This is a genomic window from Vulcanococcus limneticus LL (genome assembly GCF_943369875.1).
Taxonomy (GTDB): domain Bacteria; phylum Cyanobacteriota; class Cyanobacteriia; order PCC-6307; family Cyanobiaceae; genus Vulcanococcus; species Vulcanococcus limneticus_A.
In genome coordinates this window covers 68916-88400 of sequence record NZ_CALROT020000012.1, presented here as the reverse complement: position 1 = coordinate 88400, position 19485 = coordinate 68916, and the positions used below count along the sequence as shown (strand labels likewise).

Here is a 19485-nt window from a genome sequence, read left to right as displayed (position 1 = left end):
GCCACGTTGCGCAGCACGTCGCGGATCTTCTCCACCGTGATGCTCACCTCGCGGGCCTGGCGGCTCACGCTCTCGGCGGCTTCGATCAGCGGCTGCGCGCCCGGCTCCTGACCGCCCGCGGCAGTGGGAGCCGGGCGCTTCAGCTCGGCTTCCAGCCAGGCGGCCTCGTAGAGCAGGGCCGTGAGCGGCTGCTTGATCTCATGGGCCACCGCCGCGGCCGCCAGGCTGGTGCGCAGCTTGCGCTCCAGCTCGACACGGGCCCGGCTCTCCACCCCGGTCGCCAGCAGCAGCAGAGCCTCCAGCAGCCCGCAGACGAGCAGCCCGCCCACCAGCAGGGCGGGGGCCGTGGAGAGGTTGCGGCCCTGCAGCGAGCCCGCGGCGGGCCGCACCTCCAGCTTCCACAGCCGTCCGGCCTGCTCGAAGCGCCGGATCACCACGGGGGCGCGGGGCAGCGCGGCGCTGAGCAGGTCGGGGCGGCCACGGCGGGCCAGTTCCACAGCCCCCTCGCCGGGGGTCGTATCCAGCAGGCGCAGGCTCAGCTGGTCGTAATCGCCGCCGGCGAAGGTGTCGTCGAGCAGGTTGCCGAAGCGGTAGACGCCCACCGCGAAGCCCAGCAGGTCCCGGCGCCGCTGGACCGGATCCTGGCCCTGCCCCCCATTCCGGTACACCGGCAGCAGCAACAGCACCCCCTGCTGGCTGCCCGACTCCTGCACCAGCCGGATCGGGGCGGTGGCCTGGATGCGACCGGAGTCGCGGGCCCGGTCGATGGCGTGGGCCCGCACCGGATCGGAGGCGATGTCGAACCCCAGGGCCCGGGCATTGCGGCCGATCGGCTCGATGTAGGCCACCGCCACGTAGCCGGAGCGGCCTGGGTCCACCGGCCGACGCGCGCCGTCGGGACCCTTCTCGAAGACGCGGTAGCCCGGCGACTCCCGGCGCCGCTGCCGCTCGAAGGGCTCGAGCTGCTCCGGGCGGAGAAAGACGTTCCAGGAGAGGGCCTCCAGGCCATCGAGGCGCTGCAGGCTGCTGCGGGTGTAGTGCTCGAAGTCGCCCGCGGCGGTCAGGGGGTGCACCGCCATCAGGCTGCGCAGGCCCTCGAGCACCTCCTGGTGGCGCACCAGATTGCGCTGCAGGGCGCTGCTGGCCTGGGTCGCCTGCTGCTCCAGATAGAGCTGCAGCTGGCGCCGCTCCTGGGCGGCGCTGAACACGAACACGGCCAGCGACAGCGCCGTGACCAGCAGCGAGGGCAGGGCCACCCGCCAGCGGCGGCCGCGCCACTGCCCCCCCTGGTCGGGCAGCAGCATCAGCACCAGCGGCGCGAACACGATCACGCCCACCGAGTCGCCCACCCACCAGGTGAGCCAGGTGACCGGCACCTCAGCCAGGGTGATCACGCCGGACAGCCGCTGGGCGCCCACCCCGAAAGCTGCCCCCACCAGACAGGCGCAGGGGCCGCCCAGCAGCATCAGCCGCAGGATGTCCTGGGCCCGATCCAGGGCCGGCCGGGGCCCGAGCCGGCTCCGCAGCCAGATGGCCCCCAGCACCGCCTGGAGGCTCGCCCCCAGGCCGATCACCAGGGCCACCGCCAGGGCAACCAGGTGGGGGCCGGGTGCGGCCCAGAGCAGGGGCAGGTTCACCAGCAGCGAGCCCGCCAGCACCCCCGGCGCCAGGACCGGCCCGCGCCGCAGCAGCAGCGCCAGGGCGATGCCGCTGGAGGGCCACACCGGCGCCGCCAGGCCGTAGCCCGCCTCCTGCACCAGCCGCAGGGTCAGGCTGCCCACCAGGGCGTAGAGCAGTGCCAGCAGCACCGTGGCGGCGCGGTTGCCCAGGGCCGGCAGCCGCAGGCGCGGTCGGGCCATCAGGGGGCGTGTCGCACGAAGGCGGAGGCCAGCAGCACCAGTTCGCCGCCCTTGATGCCGAGCTTGGAGGTGATGTGTTTGCGGTGGGTGCGGGCGGTGAGCACCGACAGGCCGAGCCGCTCGGCGATCGCCTCACTGGAGAGTCCCTCCCCGATCAGCTGGAACACCTCCCGCTCGCGGCGGGTCAGGCGGTCCCAGTGGGCCGGCGCCCCGGCGGGGGCCTCGCCGCCCTCGGCGCCCTCCCCCCCGAGCCGGGCCTCCACCAGCAGGCGGCGCACCTGGTGCTGCAGCTTCTCGAGCGCCTCGGTCTTGTCGATCACGGCCACGATCGCGTTGTGGAGGTGGCGCGAGCACTGCAGCCGCTGGCATTCGGCCGAGAGCACGATCACCCGCGCCTCGGGACGGTCGCGGATCAACTGCTCGGCCACCTCCACCCCCAGGCCATCCGGCAGCATCAGGTCCACCACCAGCAGATCGGGGCTGTGCTCAGCGCAGAGCTGCTGGCCCTCGGCCACGCTGCCGGCGATCCCCACCACCTTCAGGCCCGGGTAGGCGGACAGGTTGCGGGCCAGCAGATCGGCCAGCAACACCTGGTCTTCCAGGATCAGGCAGTTCATCACCATGCCACCACGGCCATCCACTTGAGGGCATGTTGCCGTGGCGCGGTAGATAGGAACCAGTGCCCGCCCCGTTCTGCGCCAGATCCGCACCCCATCCGCAGCGGGGCGGCGGCGTGACCGAGCCCTCCCCCCTGCCGTGACCGTGTCCACCAGCGCCGCCCTGACCCTGCCGGTGGTGGAGACCTTCCACTCGCTCCAGGGCGAGGGGGCCCACGCCGGCCGCAGCGCCTTCTTCCTGCGGCTGGGGGGCTGCGCCGTGGGCTGTCCCTGGTGCGACACCAAGCACTCCTGGCCCGCCGAGGCGCACCCCCGGCGTCCCCTGACGGAGCTGGCCGCGGAGGCCGCCGCCGCCGGGCGGGAGGGCGCCGGCTTCGTGGTGATCACCGGCGGCGAACCGCTGCACCACGACCTGGGCCCCCTCTGCGCCGCCCTGGAGGGCACGGGCCTGCCGCTGCACCTGGAGACGAGCGGTGTGGATCCGCTGACGGGCCGCTTCGCCTGGATCACCCTCTCGCCCAAGCGGCACCGCCCGCCGCGGCCGGAGCTGCTGGCCGCCTGCCAGGAGCTGAAGGTGGTGGTGCATGGGGAGGAGGATCTGGCCTTCGCCGAGGCCATGGCCCAGGCGGTGGCCTCGGCCCGGGCGGCCCAGGCTGGCGGGGCCCCTGGCGATGGGGAGCCGGGCGGCGACGGCCCCGGACTGCTGCTGCAGCCGGGCTGGCAGAGCGCGGAGGGACAGGCCCTGGCCATCGCCCACGTGCGCCGGAACCGCCGCTGGCGCCTCAGCCTGCAGAGCCACAAGTGGCTCGGGGTGCGCTGAGCCGCGCCTCAGAGCTGCTGGGCCGGACGCTGCACCGCTTCCGCCTTCCACAGGCGCCAGCGCACCTCCAGATCCTTGGGGGTGTAGAGCACGATCGGCAGGCTGGCGTTGTAGGGCACCACGAAGGGCTTGCTGCCGAGCGGCACAAAGGCCTGGCGCAGCCCTTCATTGGGCGGGCAGGCCCGCCGGGTGGAAACCAGCGGCCCCACGTCGATCGCCCGGTAGACGGTGTAGCCCCAGCCCGGCACCGTTTCGGCCTTGAGCCGGCCGCTGAGGCGGTGCTGGTTGCAATCCACCTGGACGGTGCGGCCCACCAGCAGCTCCACCCGCCAGTCGGCCGGGTTGGGGGAGATCGCCGGATCGGGGCTGGGCCGCAGCACCCCGGGCAGCTGGATCACCCAGCGGCGCTCGCCGGCGGCCGGCGGGGCGTAGGGCTTGAGGTCGAGGCGGGGGATGGCGGCGGCGGCCAGGGGGGCCAGCAGGCCGGCCGCGAGGGCGGCACTCAACAGGGGCCCAGGCCCGGGCGCGCGCCGGTGGGCGGCGGCGGCGATGGGGGAGGCGATCGAGGCGGGTGGGGCCATCGCGGGCGGGGGCGGCTGCCCGCATCATGGCCAGGGCCTGGGCCGGCTTCCAGCGGGCTGTCCTCCCACGGGCCGGCGCCAGGGCGCGGACTTCCACAATGGAGACCACAGCCGGCCGCCCGTGAGCAGCAACGCCAGCCCCGAGCCCACGCCTGGCTCCCAGCCCACCGCCATCGCCCTGCTCTCGGGCGGCCTGGATTCGGCCACCGCCGCCGCCCTGGCCCTGGAGGCCGGCCACCGGGTGATCGGTCTCTCCTTCGACTACGGCCAGCGCCACCGCCGCGAGCTGGAGGCCGCCGCCGCCGTGGCCGGCGCGCTGGGCCTGGTGGAGCACCACGTGATCAGCGTGAACCTGGCCGCCTGGGGCGGCTCCGCCCTCACCGATGCCGCCATCGCCGTGCCCAGCGGCGGCGTGGAGCCCGGCGTGATCCCCTCCACCTACGTGCCGGGGCGCAACACCGTGTTCATCGCCCTAGGCCTGAGCCTGGCCGAAGCCCGCGGTGCCAGCCAGCTGGTGCTGGGCGTCAACGCGGTGGATTACTCGGGCTATCCCGACTGCCGCCCCGACTACCTCGACGCCTTCCAGACCCTGGCGGACCTGGCCAGCAAGGCCGGCCGCGAGGGCCACGGGGCCCGGCTGTGGGCGCCGCTGGTGCACTGGAGCAAGGCCGAGATCGTGCGCCAGGCCCTGCGCCTGGGGGTGCCGATCGCCACCACCTGGAGCTGCTATGCCGGCGGCGAGCGGCCCTGCGGCGTCTGCGACAGCTGCCGCATCCGCGACGCCGCCCTGATCGAGGCGGGCCGCCCCGACCTGGCCTCGGGGGCGGCGGGCCCGTGATGGAGGCCCCCGGGGGCAGCGGGCGGGCCCTGCGGCGCCAGGCACTGCCCTGGCGGGAGCCGGCCGCCGTGGCCGCCGCCCTGGCCCGCACCTACGGCCGGGAGGGCCTGATCTGGCTCGATGGCGACGGCAGCGCCCTGGGGCGCCACGCCACCCTGGCGGCCGATCCCCTGGAGCAGCGGGTCTGCCGCGGCCGGCCCGGCGAGCCCGGCGCCGGCGATCCCTTCCAGGTGCTCGCTGAGCTGGCGGCCCGGGCAGCCCGCGAGCCGGCCCACTGGAGCGGCTGGCTCGGCTACGAGGCCGGGGCCTGGCTGGAGCCGGCGCCGCACTGGCGGGCCAGCGCCATGGCGAGCCTCTGGCTGGCCCGCCACGATCCGGTGCTGCGCTTCGATTTGCGGGAGCAAACGCTGGTGCTGGAGGGCAGCGACCCGGAGCGCAACGCCGCCCAGGCGGCCATGGTGATCGGTCTGCCGGAGCCCAGCGGGTCGGGCGAGGCCCCTGGGGCTGCCGAAGCCGCGGGCCGCGAGGGAGCGGATCTGCCCCCCGCCAGCCCCCTCCCCCTGGAGGGCTGGCGCTGGCACACCGACCCCGCCGCCTTCGCCCGCGGCGTGGAGCGCATCCGCGCCTGGATCGCCGCCGGTGATCTGTTCCAGGCCAACCTCACGGCCTGCGTGGAGCAGACCCTGGCCGCCGAGCCCGATCCCCTGGGCCTCTACGGCCGGCTGCGCCGCCACTGTCCAGCCCCCTTCGCCGGCCTGGCCATCGCCGGCGCTGACGCGGCCGGGGAGGCGGTGCTCTCCGCCTCCCCCGAGCGCTTCCTGCAGGTGAGCGCCGCCGGGCTGGTGGAGACCCGGCCGATCAAGGGCACACGGCCGCGCCACAGCGATCCGGAGCGGGATGCCGACGCGGCCGCCGAGCTGGTGTGCAGCCCCAAGGATCGGGCCGAGAACGTGATGATCGTGGACCTGCTGCGCAACGACCTCGGCCGGGTCTGCGTGCCCGGCTCGATCGCCGTGCCCCAGCTGGTGGGCCTGGAGAGCTACCCGCAGGTGCATCACCTCACCTCGGTGGTGACCGGCCAGCTGGCGGCGGGCCGCAGCTGGGTGGACCTGCTGCGGGCCAGCTGGCCCGGCGGCTCGATCACCGGCGCCCCCAAGCTGCGGGCCTGCCAGCGCCTGGGGGAGCTGGAGCCCGTGGCCCGCGGCCCCTACTGCGGCGCCCTGCTGCGGCTCGACTGGGACGGCAGCTTCGACAGCAACATCCTGATCCGCACGCTGCTGGTGCAGGGGGCGCAACTGCGGCTGCACGCCGGCTGCGGCATCGTGGCCGACTCGGACCCCGCCGCCGAGGCAGAGGAGCTGGGCTGGAAGCTGCAGCCGCTGCTGCGGGCCCTGGCGGGCTGACGGCGATCGCTCAGCGCACCAGCGATCAGACGATCTGCAGGTCGTTGAGACTGCCCGCGTAGGTCGAGATGTCGATCACGGCGTCACTGGATGCCTGGAAACCCGCGATGGCGTCATTCAGCACCAGGAACGTGTCAACCCCGAACAAGAAGGTGGCCGCCTGGTTCGCATCGAAGCTGACGTCATTGAGGACAGCCCCGATCGCCACGGCGCTCAGGGCGCTCACCTGGCCGAACTGCAGCACGAACTGGGGGCTGATCGGGGCGAAGCCGTCAATCGCATCGATGCCGATCTCGAGGTCGACGATCCGGTCGTAGTTGGCAAGCAGAGACTGACTGGCCTGGGTGTAAAGGAAGGTGTCGCTGTCGAACCAGCCGGTGAGCCGATCGGCACCGGCTCCACCCAGCAACAGGTCGTTGCCCAGGCCACCAAATAGCGCATCGGCGCCATCGCCTCCAACCAGGATGTCGTCATTGTCACCGGCGTCCAGGGAGTCACTGCCGGCGCGTCCGCGCAGGATGTCGTTGCCGCCCCCACCCAACAGCTCATCACCGCCTGCCCCGCCGTTGATCAGGTCAGCGCCGGATCCGCCCTTGAGAATGTCAGCACCACCACCCCCACCCAGCGCGTCAATCCCGAAGCCGCCGAAGAGCCAGTCGTTTCCGGCCTCGCCCCCAAGGCGATCATCACCGGCACCGCCAAAGAGTGCATCATCACCAGCGCGACCCACGAGGGTGTCGCGACCACCTAGGCCATCGATCAGATCAGCACCACTGGTGCCCGTGAGGACATCAGCACCGGAGGTGCCAAGGATCTCCGTAGCGAATCCACCGCCCCCGCCGCCACCTGGCAGACCTGGGATCGTGGTGGTGTTCAGCAGGACCGAGAGATTGTTACCAATGGCATTAGCCGTGACGAGATCTTTGATGGTATCGCCATTGAGATCTGCCGCTGCGACCGAGGCAGGGCCTGTACCAACAGAAAAAGTCACTTGCGGCTCAAAGCCACCGATACCATTACCCACCAGAACCGACAGGGCATTGCCAGCCCTGTTGGCCGCGATCAGATCCAGGCGGGTGTCACGAGTGACATCGGCCACCACCACCGAACTGGGCTGATCACCTACTCCGAAAGTCTTCTGCGCTTGGAAAGTGCCAGTGCCGCTCCCCAGCAGCACCGAAAGAGTGTCCGTCCCTTCGTTGGCCGCAACCAGATCGAGATACAGGTCACCATTCACATCCCCGATAGCCACCCCACTCGGCGCATCCCCAACCAGGTAGGTCGCCTGCGCCTGGAACGTGCCAGTGCCACTCCCCAGCAGCACCGAAAGAGTGTCCGTCCCTTTGTTGGCCGCAATCAGATCGGGCTTCAGGTCACCATTCACATCCCCGATAGCCACCCCACACGGCGCATCCCCAACCAGGTAGGTCACCTGCGCCTGGAACGTGCCAACGCCACTCCCCAGCAGCACCGAAAGATTGTCCGACAGTTCATTGGCTGCGATCAGATCGAGCTTGCCATCACCATTCACATCCCCGGTCGCCACAGCACTCGGAGCATCGCCAGCCAAGTAGGGCACCTGCGCATTGAAGGTGCCATCGCCGTTCCCCAGCAGCACCGACAGATTGTCCGTCGTTCCGTTGGCGGCGATCAGATCGCGCTTGCCATCGCCATTCACATCCACCACCACCACCGACCCGGGGCCCGACCCGGCAGGCCAGAGGGTCTGGAGAGCGAAACTGACGGCCATGGGGATTCTCTCCGAGGGTTGTGGCACTGCCGATGCTCCCCAATTTCTAGACGAATCAACAGGGATAGTCAATGCATTCTTGAGGCACCGACATCTTGACGGACTTTTGATCACATACTCACAGGAAACGAGCACTATTTCCTAAGCGAGAGAGAGGCCTGCGGATACTTCCCAGATGACCTATGTCGCCAGGTCCAGGTTGTTCAGTGACAAAGTTTGCGAGGTTGCCGGGATTGACGCGCAGACCACCAACCAAAACTTCCTGCCGCCATACATCCACAACCGAATGCCCACTTGACACAGAAGGGACGTTGGCCACTGAAGAACCGGCCGAATCAAAACAGCTCGGATAGAGACCGTGATCATCCTGAAGCACCCCATTTCAGCGGCGGTGGTGCGCGATGCTCCGGAGCCCGACAGCCGCAAGAACCCTGCGGCCGATGCCAGTCGCGCAGGGTCACTGGTCTTTCACGCTCCATTGAAGCCGATCGCCGCCACAAGCTTCACAGGGTCCAGCGGCAGGTTGATGGCTTTCAGGATGAGGAAGCCAGCCAATTACGCGCTCACTGGATTTAGCTCATCTCCGGGCCGCCGCGGCGGCACATCCCCCGGTGGCAACTGCGACCGTTCCGGAGGGCAGCAGGCCATACGGTCAGTCCCGCCCATGCCCCGATTCCGTGGCCCTCTCCCCCCTCACCGCCACCCTGCTGGCCGCCAAGCGCCACGCCGGCCTGAGCTTCGCCGATCTCGGCGCCCGCCTCGGCCGCGACCCGGTGTGGGTGGCGAGCCTGCTCTACGGCCAGTCGACCGCCTCGGCCGAAGAGGCCAGCGCCCTGGCGGAGGCCCTGGGCCTGGAGGTCGAGCTGCTGGAGGCCCTCACCCAGTTCCCGGTGAAGGGCGGACTGGATCCGGTGCTGCCCACCGATCCGCTGCTCTACCGCTTCTACGAGATCCTGCAGGTCTACGGCCTGCCCCTCAAGGACGTGATCCAGGAGCAGTTCGGCGACGGGATCATGTCGGCGATCGACTTCAGCCTCCAGGTGGATCGGGTGGCGGATCCCGCCGGCGACCGGGTACTGGTGACCCTGTGCGGCAAATTCCTGCCGTATAAGAAGTGGTGACCCCGCGGGCCGTGGCCCCATGAGCCCCCCGGCCTCCGCCCCCCGCGCCATCGCCTGGCTGGCCGGGCGCTGGGACTCCCCTGATGCCCTCGCCATCCCCCTGAGCGATCGGGGCCTGCTGCTGGCCGACGGCCTGTTCGAGACCGTGCTGGTGGAGGCGGGCCAGCCCCGGCTGCTGGCGGAGCACCTGGAGCGCTGGCACGAGGCGGCGGCCCTGCTGGCGATGGCGCCACCGCCGGGGCCCGCCGCCCTGGAGCCGCTGATCCACGAGGCCGTGGCGCGGGCGGGGGTGGGGGCCTGCAGCGCGGCCCTGCGGCTGAACTGGAGCCGGGGATCGGGCGGCGCCAACGCCCGCGGCCTGGATCTGCCGGCACCGGGGGGCCCACCCCTGGAGCACCGCTTCTGGCTGCAGCTCACCCCCACCCAACCGGCGTTCCAGCCGCTCACGGCGATCACCAGTCGCCAGGAGCGGCGCAACGCCGACAGCCTGCTGAGCCGTTGCAAGAGCTTCGCCTACGGCCCCGCGATCCAGGCCCGCCACGAGGCCCGCCGCGCCGGCGCCGACGACGCCCTGTTGCTGAGCACCACGGGCGAGCTCTGCTGCGCCACAGCCGCCAATCTGCTGGTGCGCCGCACCGGCCGCTGGCTCACGCCGCCGCTGAGCAGTGGCTGCCTGCCGGGGATCATGCGCCGGCGGGCCCTGGAGCTGGGGCTGGCCCAGGAGGCCCGGATCAAACCGGCCAGCCTGCCCGTCTCGACCGGCAGGACAGACCCAGCAAGCGGCACGGGCCTGCCGAGCCGCACCCCCCCACCGGGGGGGCCGGACCCCCTCGATGGCGCCGTGCTGCTGCTCAACAGCCTGGGCTGCCGCCCCCTGGCGGCGCTGGACGGCCAGCCGCTGCCCCTATGGCCCGATCCCGAGGGCCTCTGGCGGTCCCTGCTCAGCGGCTGATCGCCCCGGCGGCGGCGACCATGGGGCATCGCCGCCGCCGCCATGGCTCCCGAACCCAGCAGCCAACTGCGCCGCAGCCTGGGCCTGCGCAGCCTCACCCTGGCGGTGGTGACCAGCACCATCGGCTCGGGCTGGCTGTTCGCCCCCTTTTACGCCGCCCGCGCCGCCGGGTCCGCCAGCCTGCTGGCCTGGCTGCTGGGCGGTGCCCTGGCCCTGGCGCTGGCCCTGGTGTTCGCCGAGCTCGGGGCCCTGGTGAGCAGCTCCGGCGCCCTGGCCCAGATCCCCCTGCTCAGCCACGGCCGCAGCGCCGGCTTCATCGGCGGCTGGTGTGCCTGGATCGCCTACGTGAGCCTGCCCACGATCGAGGTGCTGGCCATGCTCCAGTACCTGGCCAGCAGCCTGCCCTGGCTCACCGCCGATGGGGGCGCCGGCCAGGTGCTCAGCGGCGCCGGCCTGGTGGTGGCGGCGCTGCTGCTGCTGGCCATGGCCTGGATCAACCTGGCGGGCATCACCTGGCTGGCCCGCTGGATCGAGGGGCTCACCGCCTGGAAGCTGGTGGTGCCGCTGCTGGTGGCGCTGACCCTGATGCTCACCGCCGGCCACTGGGGCAACCTGGCAGTGCCCCTGGTGGATGTCGCGACGGCGGTCGCCGGCACCGCTGGCAGCAGCGCGGCAGGCAGCGGAGCCGCTGGCAGTGGTGCAGCAGCCAGTGGCGTGGTGGGCGCCATCGGTGCCGGCGGCATTCTGTTCAGCCTGCTGGGATTCCGCACCGCCATGGACCTGGCCGGGGAGGCCCGCCGCCCCCAGCGGGACGTGCCGCTCGCGATGGCCCTGGGGCTGGGAATCTCCCTGGCGATCTACCTGGTGCTGCAACTGGCCTTTCTGGTGGCGGTGCCGCCGGAGCTGCTCGCCGGCGGCTGGGCCCAGCTGCGGCTCACCGCCCACGGCGGGCCGCTGGTGGCGATCGCCCTGGGCCTCGGCCTCGGCTGGGTCGTGACCCTGCTGCTCAGCGACGCGGTGATCTCCCCCGGGGCGACCGGGCTCACCTACCTGGGGGTGTCGGCGCGGGTGGGCTGGATGATGGGCCGCTGCGGCCTGCTGCCGGCTGGCCTGGGCCGCCTGAACCGCCAGGCCGTGCCGGCGGTGGCATTGCTCTGCAGCCTGGCCATCGGCCTGCTGTTGCTGCTGGGCGGCCCCAGCTGGCAGCGGGTGGTGAGCTTCCTCACCGCCACCCTGGTGATCGCCCTGGCCATGGGCCCCGTGAGCCTGCTGGCCCTGCGGCGGCAGCTGCCCGAGGAACCGCGGGCCTTCCGGCTCCCCTGGGCCGAGCTCTGGTGCCCGCTCACCTTCGTGGCGGCGAGCTGGGCGATCCTCTGGTGCGGCCGCAGCGCCCTGGAGGGGGCCGTGGCACTGGTGCTGGGACCGGCCCTGCTGTTCAACCTGGTGCAGTGGCGCCGCGGCCGGCCCCTGCAGGCCCGCAGCGGCGCCTGGTGGTGGCTCTACCTGGGGGGCCTGCTCGCCATCAGCGAACTGATCGGCCCCGGGCGTCCCCTGGCCTGGTCCGGCGGGGGGCAGGCGGCCGTGGTGGCCGCCTTCGCCCTGGCGGTGTTCCCGGTGGCGCTGGCCACGCGCCTGCCGCAGATCTCTGCCGACGCCCGGGTGGAGCTGCACAGCGCGGCCGCGTCGCCCACGGCGGACACCAGCCGGCTCAGACGCTGAGGAAGCGGTGGATCATCTCCTGGCTCAGGTCGGCGGTGGGACCGCTGGCCACGACGCCACCCTTCTGCATCGCGTAGTACCAGTCGGACTGGCGCACGAAGTGCAGGTGGTGTTCCACCAGCAGCACACTGATGCCGGTGGTGGCGATAATCCGCTGCACCGCCCGCTCGATGTCCAGCACCACATTGGGCTGAATGCCCTCCGTGGGCTCATCGAGCAGCAGCAGCCGCGGCTTGCCGAGCAGCGCACGGGCAATCGCCAGCTGCTGCTGCTGGCCACCGGAGAGGTCGCCGCCGCGGCGGTTGAGGAACTTCTCCAGCACCGGGAACAGCTCGAACACCACCGGATCGATGTGGCGGTTCTTGGCCAGGCCACCGGGCAGGGCCTCGAGGCCGAGCAGCAGGTTCTCCCGCACCGTGAGCTGGGGAATGATCTCCCGCCCCTGGGGCACGTAGCCGATACCGGCGCGAGCCCTCTGGTGCGGGGGCAGGTCGGAGATCTCCCGTCCCCCCAGCTGCAGCGAACCGCTGCGCTGCTTGAGCAGGCCGATGAGGGTCTTGAGCAGGGTGGTCTTGCCCACACCGTTGAGCCCGATCAGGCAGGCCATCTGACCCGGCCTGATGCTCAGGTCGACGTCCCGCAGGATATGGCTCTCGCCGTAGTAGACGTTGAGCCCGCGAATGCTCAGCAGAGTGCCATCCTGCTGGTCGCCGGAGACCGGAACGGGCCGAGAGGTGGTGATGCTGGTCATGCGATGGTCTCCACGGATTGCACTTCGGGATCGTCGACCCCCAGGTAGACCTCGATCACACGGTGATCGCTCTGGACGGCATCCATCGAGCCCTCGCAGAGCACGTGGCCCTCGTGCAGCACCGTCACCGGGCAGTCGAGGTTGCGGATGAAGTCCATGTCGTGTTCGATCACCAGCACCGTGTGATCGCCGGCCAGCTGCTTGAGCAGCTCGGCGGTGCGGTCGGTCTCCTCATCACTCAGGCCCGCAACGGGCTCATCCACCAGCAGCAGATCGGGATCCTGGGCCAGCAGCATGGCGATCTCCAGCCACTGCTTCTGGCCGTGGGAGAGGCCGCCGGCCGGCTGACCGGCGTGGGGCTCCAGCCCCACAACCCCAAGCAGCTGCTGCACCCGGTCGCGCTGGTTGGCGCTCAGGGAGCCGAACAGCAGCGTGGCGGGTCCGTGATCGCCCTTGATCGCCAGCTCCAGGTTGCGGCGCGGCGAGAGGTTCTGGAACACCCGCGGCGCCTGGAACTTGCGGCCGATGCCGAGCCGTGAGATGCGGTGCTCGCTCTGGCCGACGATCGAGCGACCCCGGAACAGCACATCACCCCGGGTGGGTTTCACCTTGCCGGTGATGACATCCAGAAAGGTGGTCTTGCCGGCGCCATTGGGGCCGATCACAGCCCGCAGCTCGCCTGGAGCCAGCTGCAGGTTGAGGTCGTTGAGGGCGAGGAAGCCGTCGAAGCTGACGCTCACCTCGCGCAGTTCAAGCACGTTCATGGTTCACCTGCCGGGGGTTGCTGCGGCGTGGTTGCAGACGCTGAGCCCGCGGGCAACGGCCTGGATTCCAGCTGCCGCTGCTCGGCCAACACCTGCGGATCAAGGTCGAGGGAGGGATAGGTGGGGGCCACCGGCGGCCAGCCCACCATGGCCTGAATCCGGCGGGGGCCACCGGCACGCCACCAGCCCACGATCCCATCGGGCAGGGCCGTGACCACCAGCAGGAACAGACCGCCCTGGATGAACAGCCAGGTTTCGGGCAGCTGCTCGCTCACCAGGCTCTTGGCGTAGTTGATCACCACCGCACCGAGCACGGCCCCGATCAGGGTGCCGCGGCCGCCCACGGCCACCCAGATCACCATCTCAATCGAGAAGGGAACGGCCATGAACTGGGGGCTGACGATGCCCGACTGCACGGTGTAGAGCGCTCCACTGACCCCAGCCATGGCACCGGCCACGGCGAACACCAGGGTCTTGTAGGCGGTGGGGTTGTAGCCGGTGAAGCGGAGCCGGGGCTCATCGTCGCGAATGGCCACGAGGGCATCGCCGAAGCGACCGGAGGTCAACCAGCGGCAGAGCAGCCAGCTCAGCACCACCAGCGCCAGCGTCAGCCAGAACAGGTTGCGCTGCATGGCGTCACTGCCCACGAGTGCGCCGAAGATGCGGGCGGTATCGGTCTTGAGGCCGTTGGTGCCGTTGATCAACTTCTGCTGGCCATTGAAGAAGTTGAAGAACACCAGCAGGGCCGCCTGGGTGAGGATCGAGAAGTAGACCCCCTTGATCCGATTGCGGAACACCAGATAACCCAGCACCCCGGCCACGAGGGCCGGAATCACCCAGATCGCAAAGAAGGTGAAAATGGGCGAATTGAATGGCTGCCAGAACGAGGGCAGGCTGGTGACACCGTAAAGGCTGAAGAATTCGGGCAGCTGTCCGGGCTCCAGGCTGTCGAGCTGGAGATACATGCCAAGGGCATAGCCCCCGAGGGCAAAGAAGATGCCCTGGCCGAGGCTGAGCATGCCGGTGAAGCCCCAGATCAGGTCGATGCCGAGGGCAACGATGCCGAGGGAGAGAAAACGACCGAGCAGGTTGAGGCGGAAGGGGGGCAGCAGAGCCGGAAGGATCAGGCCAGCCGCCACCACCAGCAGCCAGGGAAGCCAGCGCCGCAGACCACGGCTCGAGAACAGATCGGCCATGGTTCAGGCCTCCACCAGGCGACCCTTCTGCGGGAACAGGCCAGCGGGCCTGAACTGCAGGAAGACAACGATGATGGCGAACACCAGCACCTTGGCCATCGAGGTGGTAGCAAAGAAGCTGATCAGCTCGTTGAACACGGCCGGCATCGTCGGCCACACCAGCAGCAGGGAACCGGAGCCGACGATGTAGCTGAGCACGCCGATGCCGAGGGCCGCCAGCACCGTGCCGGCCAGCTTGCCGACCCCGCCAAGAACCACCACCATGAAGCAATCCACGATGTAGTTGCCCCCGAGGTTCGGGCCCACCGAACCGAGAAGGGTCACCGCCACACCGGCGACACCGGCCAGGCCGGAACCGATCAGGAAGGTGAGGGCATCCACCGTCTCGGTGGGGATGCCCAGGCAATCACTCATGGAGCGGTTCTGGGTCACCGCACGAATGCGGATGCCCCAGGCACTCTTCTGCAGGAACCAGGTGACCGCCACCAGGGCCAGAGCCGTCAGGGCGATGATGAACAGACGGGCCGTGGGCATTGTGACGCCGCCAAGCTCAATCGAACCCCGCAGCCAGGTGGGGGCTGTCACATCGATGTTGCGGGCACTGAACCAGGGCTGATCGAGGCTGCGCACGGTGCCCAGCGCCGAGGCCAGGGCAATGCCGAGGCCGCCGGCCACAATCCAGCGACCCACGGCGAGCAGGGGGGTCCAGCGCTTCTGCCACCAGACCCGCGGCGTGATCCGGGGTGCCAGGAGACCCAGCACCACCGCCAGCACGAGTCCGAGGGCAAAGGCGCTGCTCACGGAGCGCACAAACTGCTGCAGGATCAGGCTGACGCCCCAGGTGGCCAGCAAGGTCTCCAGGGGACGGCCATAGAGACGGCGGATCACCGTCTTCTCCAGCAACAGACCCACCAGGCCACTCACCAGGAAGGCGAGGGGGATCGCCACCAGGATGTAGATCGGGAACAGCGCATCCGGCAGGGAGGCCTTGAAGATGTTCTGCACCACGAAGGTGGTGTAAGCACCAAGCATCATCAACTCGCCGTGGGCCATGTTGATGACACCCATCAGGCCAAAGACCACGGCCAGGCCCAGTGCCGCAAGCACTAGAACGGAGCCGATGGCCAGGCCGTTGAAGAGTGTGTCGTAGAGAAGATCCATCAGGACCCGCAGGGAGCAGACAAAAGGGAAACCCCGACCGAAGGCCGGGGCAGCCAAAAGGCGATGGCTGAGCGCAATGAACAAGAAGGGGGGAGGTCGCCCTCCCCCCAGCCAACGGATCAGAGCTTGAACTTGCCGGCGTCGGGACGCTTCTGGGTCCAGTCGCAGGTGTAGCCCTTGGTCTCAGGCACGAACTGGTTCCAGGCCAGCGGCTTGAGGATGCCCTTGTTCTCGATGATCTTGAACATGCCGTCCTTCTGCACCTCACCGATCATCACCAGTTCGGTGGTGTGGTGGTTGGGCTGCACTTCGATCGGACCCTGGGGGGCATCGAACTGCACACCGATCAGGGCGTCACGTACCTTGTTGTCGTCGACGCTGTTGGCCTTCTCGGCACCCTTGGCCCAGAGGTAGACCATGTTGTAGGCAGATTCAGCAGGGTCGTTGGTGACCCGCTTGTCGCCGTACTTGGCCTTGAAGTCAGCGGTGAACTTCTTGGAGGCAGGGGTGTCGAGGCTCTGGAAGAAGTTCCAGGCGGCGTAGGTGCCCTCCAGGTACTCGGGGCCGATGGCGGCCACCTCTTCCTCAGCGATCGAGAAGCTCATGATTGCGTAGCCGTTGGCGGGAGTAATACCCGCAGCCTTCATCTGCTTGAAGAAGGCCACGTTGCTATCGCCGTTCAGGGTGTTGACGATCACGCCACCCTTGGGCAGGGCCTGCTTGATCTTGGCGATGATCGGAGCCACCTCAGTATTGCCGAGGGGCAGGTAGTCCTCGCCCACCAGCTTGCCGCCCTCAACCTTGAGTTGCTCCTTCATGATGGTGTTGGCGGTACGCGGGTACACGTAATCCGAACCCACCAGGAAGAAGTCCTTACCCTTGTTCTTCAGCAGCCACGACACAGCGGGCTCGGCCTGCTGGTTGGGGGTGGCACCGGTGTAGAAGATGTTCCTGGAGCACTCCTGGCCCTCGTACTGAATCGGGTAGAAGAGGAAGTGATCCTTGGCCTCGAACACCGGCAGCATCGCCTTGCGGCTGGCGGAGGTCCAGCCGCCGAACACCACGGCCACCTGGTCCTGGTCGATCAATTTCTTGGCCTTCTCCGCGAAGGTGGGCCAATCGGAGGCTCCATCCTCTTCAATCGGCACGATCTTCAGCTTCTTGCCATCCACCTTCACGCCGCCGGCGGCATTGATCTCGTCGATCGCCATCAGCTCGGCTTCGGCCACCGTGTTCTCGGAGATGGCCATGGTGCCGGAGCGGGAGTGAAGGATGCCCACCTTCACTTCACCGTCAAAGCCACCGGAAGCCCCCTTCTCTGCACCGCCGCAGGCCACCAGCGACAAGCTAGCCGCAACAGCTGTTGCGCCGGCAATCGAGCGGACAGCCATCTTACGCATCTGAAGGGGATCCATGAAAACTCCTACAAAAACCGCTGAATGTTGCCGCTGTTGTTCAGCGGTGATGGAGAACGTACCCAGCGAGGATCCTTGGGCTTTGTAGCGGTTGAAACCGTTTGACCAAGCGCTAACCGCGCGGGCGCTGCAGGACCTGTCGAGCGGCAGGGCGCCGGGGCTGGCCTCAGGGCGAGTCAGAGCCCCTGGCCTAGGCTGAGGCAACCGTGACCTAGGCGCTTGGGTCTGCGCCGGCGATTGTTCACCCTGCAGGCAGCGACACTGGCGATCGTCAGTGTCGGCGCCCTATTCGGCTGGGGCGTGAGCACGCTGATCAGCCAGCGGGCCGATGAGCAGGCCGCCTGGGTGGCCCTCGAGGTGGACCAGCTGGCCCACACCAGCTTCGATCTGCTGGGCGCCATTCCCGCCACCGGGGAGTACCTGCTGACCTCTTCAGCCGCCGAAGTGGTCGCCCTGATCGAGCAAGACCTCAAGGGGCTACAGACCTTCCGCCGCAACCTGGACGGCCATCTGGCCAATCGCGAACTCCCCTCCCACGACGCCGCCATCCACCGCGAACTGGAGACGATCCGGCTGCTGTCGGTGCAGGCCGAACGCAATCTGGAGGCAACCCGGCAGGAGGCCCTGGCCGCCGCAGCCCAGCGACGGCCGATCCAGCCGGCCCTACTGGCGAAGGCGGCGCAGGAGCCGAGCTTGGCCGTGATGCGCCGACACAGCCATCTGCTGGCCAGCTTCCACGACAAGCTCGACCTTCAGCTGACCGTTCTCGCCCAGCGGGAACGCCACGCAAGGCAGCTTGGGTTGGGCATCTTCCTGACCGTGCTGGTGCTGGCCTGGGCGGTGGGCCTGCGCTTCGCCTGGCGCACCGCCGACCGCATCCTGCGGCCACTGCTGCGCCTGGAGCAGGTGATGCGGACCTCATCCCCCCACGTGCTGCCAGCACCCGGGGAGGAGGAGGACTTCAGCCGGGCCCCCGAGGAGATCGCCAGCCTGAACCACAGCTTCCGGGAGCAGCTGCTGCAGGTGCAGCAGCTGCTGAACCGCCTGGAGGCCCAGGCCAGCACCGATGCCCTCACCGGCTTGGCCAACCGGCGGCGCTTCGACGAGGCACTCGATCAGGAATGGCGGCGCAGCCTGCGCAGCGGCGAAGCGCTCAGCCTGCTGCTGCTGGATGTGGACCACTTCAAGCTCTACAACGACCACTACGGCCACGTGCAGGGCGACAGTTGCCTGCAGCAGGTGGCAGCCACCCTCCTGGCCGAGGCCAGCCGCAGCACCGATCTGGTCTGCCGGATCGGTGGCGAGGAGTTCGCCGTGCTGCTGCCGGCCACGGCCGAGGCCGATGCCGTGCGTCTTGCCCAGGGCATCGTGACCGCCCTCGACCGCCTGGCCATCCCGCATGCCAAGAGCTCCGTGGCCCCGCATGTGAGCCTGAGCATCGGCGTGGCCAGCGGCGTGCCCAGCCCCCACCAGACCCCCACCAGCCTCATCCAACGGGCCGATGCGGCTCTGTATCGCCGCAAGCAGGATCTGGGCCGGCACGGGGTCTGTGTGGCCACCGCCGAAGCCTCAGGGCGTCGGTTGGAGAGCCTCGCGTAACAGCGAACCATCCACCGGCGGCAGCGGTGCATCGCCGGGCAGCAGGGCGAGGCTGGCCTGAACCGAGCGCAGGGCCTTGAGATTGCGCTCCAGCACCCCGCCCGGGGCGAACAGGGGCACCTGGCGCGCCAGGGGCACAAACACCAGCCCCTCCAGCGAGGCGCGGAACTCGGAAGCGCTCACCCCCTCGCGGGCAGCCATCACAGCGATGGCGGGGCCAGGCTCCGCCACCGCCAGATCCTGGGCCGCCTGCCAGGTGCGCAGCAGCGCCGTGAGGCTGGCGCGATGATCCTTGAGGAAAGCGGGATCCACCACCAGGATGTCGAAGATCTCGCCAGGGATCTCGCGGCTGGTGAACAGGGGCCGCACCCGACCGGTCGCCACAGCCTGTTCGGAGAAGGGTGGGAACAGGGCCGCGGCCCTGACCTCGCCGCGGCCGATGGCCCCGCCCATCTCCTCCAGCGGCATCGGCCGCAGGTCCACGTCGCCAAGGCTGAGGCCATGGCGAGCCAGGGCACGGCTGAGCACGAAGGGCCCCAGGGTGGAGGGGGTGATGGCCACCGGCTGGCCGCGCAGCTCCGCGATCGAACCCAGCCGGCGATCCACCACCACCTGATCGCCACCCCGGGATTCGTCGAGCACCAGGATCACCACCGGGCAGCGCTTCGGCACGCGGCTGCAGAGATCCACCGCCTCCACCGTGGTCAGCTGGGCCAGCGTCAGATCTCCGCGCAGGTAGGCATGCACGATGTCCTGCGGGTTGGCGTAGGCGGGCAGCTCGAGCCGGAGGCCCTCTCGCCGGTCCAGCCCGCGCCGCTGAGCCAGGGGGAAGTACTCGTAACCGGGCCACTGGCTCACGGGCACCCTGAGGGTGGAGCCGCCAGCGGCGCAGCCACCGAGCAGGGCCAGCAGCGCAGGCAGCATGGGCCAGGGGCGCCG

Annotated in this window: 17 protein-coding genes; 7 read left to right on the top strand and 10 right to left on the bottom strand. The window is 69.8% G+C overall.

The window, feature by feature from the left end; all coding sequences use genetic code 11:
- Window positions 1-1859 (bottom strand): CHASE domain-containing protein (locus tag ACLV7J_RS13205; protein WP_411869532.1); only part of this gene is annotated, 1859 nt, incomplete at its 3' end.
- A complete protein-coding gene (locus ACLV7J_RS13200; RefSeq protein WP_411869531.1) occupies window positions 1859-2476 on the bottom strand; it encodes a response regulator transcription factor in 618 nt (205 codons plus the stop codon). The genes ACLV7J_RS13205 and ACLV7J_RS13200, both read right to left, overlap by 1 nt.
- A gap of 139 nt (window positions 2477-2615) precedes the next feature.
- On the opposite strand from ACLV7J_RS13200, the gene ACLV7J_RS13195 reads away from it, so the two are divergent.
- Complete coding sequence (locus ACLV7J_RS13195; protein ID WP_411869530.1) at window positions 2616-3296, top strand: 7-carboxy-7-deazaguanine synthase QueE; 681 nt, start codon at window positions 2616-2618, stop codon at window positions 3294-3296.
- Window positions 3297-3304: 8 nt separating this feature from the next.
- On the opposite strand, the gene ACLV7J_RS13190 is transcribed toward ACLV7J_RS13195, so the two are convergent.
- On the bottom strand, window positions 3305-3877 hold the full coding sequence (locus tag ACLV7J_RS13190; RefSeq protein ID WP_411869529.1) for an ecotin family protein: 573 nt from the start codon (window positions 3875-3877) through the stop codon (window positions 3305-3307).
- A 121-nt stretch (window positions 3878-3998) separates the two neighbouring features.
- On the opposite strand from ACLV7J_RS13190, the gene queC reads away from it, so the two are divergent.
- The gene (gene queC, locus ACLV7J_RS13185) at window positions 3999-4715 is read left to right on the top strand and encodes a 7-cyano-7-deazaguanine synthase QueC (protein WP_411869528.1); all 717 of its coding nucleotides are present in this window, start codon (window positions 3999-4001) and stop codon (window positions 4713-4715) included.
- A complete protein-coding gene (locus tag ACLV7J_RS13180) occupies window positions 4715-6118 on the top strand; it encodes an anthranilate synthase component I family protein (RefSeq protein ID WP_411869539.1) in 1404 nt (467 codons plus the stop codon). The genes queC and ACLV7J_RS13180 overlap by 1 nt, the downstream gene beginning before the upstream one ends.
- A 25-nt stretch (window positions 6119-6143) precedes the next feature.
- Here the strand turns inward: ACLV7J_RS13180 and ACLV7J_RS13175 are convergent, their stop codons facing one another.
- The gene (locus ACLV7J_RS13175; RefSeq protein WP_411869527.1) at window positions 6144-7868 is read right to left on the bottom strand and encodes an FG-GAP-like repeat-containing protein; all 1725 of its coding nucleotides are present in this window, start codon (window positions 7866-7868) and stop codon (window positions 6144-6146) included.
- A gap of 677 nt (window positions 7869-8545) precedes the next feature.
- Between ACLV7J_RS13175 and cynS the strand changes: the two genes are divergently transcribed.
- From cynS to ACLV7J_RS13160, 3 genes are read left to right on the top strand one after another with little or no spacing between them, the layout of a single operon-like run.
- Entirely contained in the window at window positions 8546-8989 is a 444-nt protein-coding gene (gene cynS / locus ACLV7J_RS13170) for a cyanase (RefSeq protein WP_411869526.1), read from the top strand.
- 19 nt (window positions 8990-9008) lie between these two features.
- Window positions 9009-9941 carry an aminotransferase class IV gene (locus tag ACLV7J_RS13165; protein WP_411869525.1) on the top strand — a complete coding sequence of 311 codons (933 nt, stop codon included), beginning with the start codon at window positions 9009-9011 and terminating at the stop codon, window positions 9939-9941.
- 42 nt (window positions 9942-9983) lie between these two features.
- Entirely contained in the window at window positions 9984-11660 is a 1677-nt protein-coding gene (locus ACLV7J_RS13160; RefSeq protein ID WP_411869524.1) for an APC family permease, read from the top strand.
- Here ACLV7J_RS13160 and urtE read toward each other — a convergent pair.
- The 5 genes from urtE to urtA all read right to left on the bottom strand — a co-directional run bounded on the left by urtE (window position 11650) and on the right by urtA (window position 16923).
- Window positions 11650-12411, bottom strand: coding sequence for an urea ABC transporter ATP-binding subunit UrtE (urtE, locus tag ACLV7J_RS13155; protein WP_411869523.1), 762 nt, complete (start codon window positions 12409-12411; stop codon window positions 11650-11652). The two genes, ACLV7J_RS13160 and urtE, sit on opposite strands and share 11 nt — an antisense overlap.
- Window positions 12408-13175 carry an urea ABC transporter ATP-binding protein UrtD gene (gene urtD, locus ACLV7J_RS13150; RefSeq protein ID WP_411869522.1) on the bottom strand — a complete coding sequence of 256 codons (768 nt, stop codon included), beginning with the start codon at window positions 13173-13175 and terminating at the stop codon, window positions 12408-12410. Before urtD ends, urtE begins: the two co-directional genes overlap by 4 nt.
- Window positions 13172-14371 carry an urea ABC transporter permease subunit UrtC gene (urtC, locus tag ACLV7J_RS13145; protein ID WP_411869521.1) on the bottom strand — a complete coding sequence of 400 codons (1200 nt, stop codon included), beginning with the start codon at window positions 14369-14371 and terminating at the stop codon, window positions 13172-13174. Before urtC ends, urtD begins: the two co-directional genes overlap by 4 nt.
- A 3-nt stretch (window positions 14372-14374) precedes the next feature.
- Window positions 14375-15532 carry an urea ABC transporter permease subunit UrtB gene (gene urtB, locus ACLV7J_RS13140; protein ID WP_411869520.1) on the bottom strand — a complete coding sequence of 386 codons (1158 nt, stop codon included), beginning with the start codon at window positions 15530-15532 and terminating at the stop codon, window positions 14375-14377.
- 119 nt (window positions 15533-15651) lie between these two features.
- On the bottom strand, window positions 15652-16923 hold the full coding sequence (urtA, locus tag ACLV7J_RS13135) for an urea ABC transporter substrate-binding protein (protein ID WP_411869519.1): 1272 nt from the start codon (window positions 16921-16923) through the stop codon (window positions 15652-15654).
- A gap of 324 nt (window positions 16924-17247) precedes the next feature.
- Between urtA and ACLV7J_RS13130 the strand changes: the two genes are divergently transcribed.
- Window positions 17248-18546, top strand: coding sequence for a diguanylate cyclase domain-containing protein (locus ACLV7J_RS13130; protein ID WP_411869518.1), 1299 nt, complete (start codon window positions 17248-17250; stop codon window positions 18544-18546).
- Here the strand turns inward: ACLV7J_RS13130 and ACLV7J_RS13125 are convergent.
- Window positions 18517-19470, bottom strand: coding sequence for an ABC transporter substrate-binding protein (locus tag ACLV7J_RS13125; protein WP_411869517.1), 954 nt, complete (start codon window positions 19468-19470; stop codon window positions 18517-18519). The genes ACLV7J_RS13130 and ACLV7J_RS13125 overlap by 30 nt on opposite strands.
- Between the last annotated feature and the right edge of the window lie 15 nt (window positions 19471-19485).

What these genes read in the sequence shown, in the direction of transcription:
- ACLV7J_RS13200 (WP_411869531.1), bottom strand. Translation starts at nt 2,476, where the DNA reads ATGAACTGCCTGATCCTGGAAGACCAGGTGTTGCTGGCCGATCTGCTG.
- ACLV7J_RS13190 (WP_411869529.1), bottom strand. Translation starts at nt 3,877, where the DNA reads ATGGCCCCACCCGCCTCGATCGCCTCCCCCATCGCCGCCGCCGCCCAC.
- ACLV7J_RS13180 (WP_411869539.1), top strand. Translation starts at nt 4,715, where the DNA reads ATGGAGGCCCCCGGGGGCAGCGGGCGGGCCCTGCGGCGCCAGGCACTG.
- ACLV7J_RS13175 (WP_411869527.1), bottom strand. Translation starts at nt 7,868, where the DNA reads ATGGCCGTCAGTTTCGCTCTCCAGACCCTCTGGCCTGCCGGGTCGGGC.
- ACLV7J_RS13165 (WP_411869525.1), top strand. Translation starts at nt 9,009, where the DNA reads ATGAGCCCCCCGGCCTCCGCCCCCCGCGCCATCGCCTGGCTGGCCGGG.
- ACLV7J_RS13160 (WP_411869524.1), top strand. Translation starts at nt 9,984, where the DNA reads ATGGCTCCCGAACCCAGCAGCCAACTGCGCCGCAGCCTGGGCCTGCGC.
- urtE (WP_411869523.1), bottom strand. Translation starts at nt 12,411, where the DNA reads ATGACCAGCATCACCACCTCTCGGCCCGTTCCGGTCTCCGGCGACCAG.
- urtD (WP_411869522.1), bottom strand. Translation starts at nt 13,175, where the DNA reads ATGAACGTGCTTGAACTGCGCGAGGTGAGCGTCAGCTTCGACGGCTTC.
- urtC (WP_411869521.1), bottom strand. Translation starts at nt 14,371, where the DNA reads ATGGCCGATCTGTTCTCGAGCCGTGGTCTGCGGCGCTGGCTTCCCTGG.
- urtB (WP_411869520.1), bottom strand. Translation starts at nt 15,532, where the DNA reads ATGGATCTTCTCTACGACACACTCTTCAACGGCCTGGCCATCGGCTCC.
- urtA (WP_411869519.1), bottom strand. Translation starts at nt 16,923, where the DNA reads ATGGCTGTCCGCTCGATTGCCGGCGCAACAGCTGTTGCGGCTAGCTTG.
- ACLV7J_RS13125 (WP_411869517.1), bottom strand. Translation starts at nt 19,470, where the DNA reads ATGCTGCCTGCGCTGCTGGCCCTGCTCGGTGGCTGCGCCGCTGGCGGC.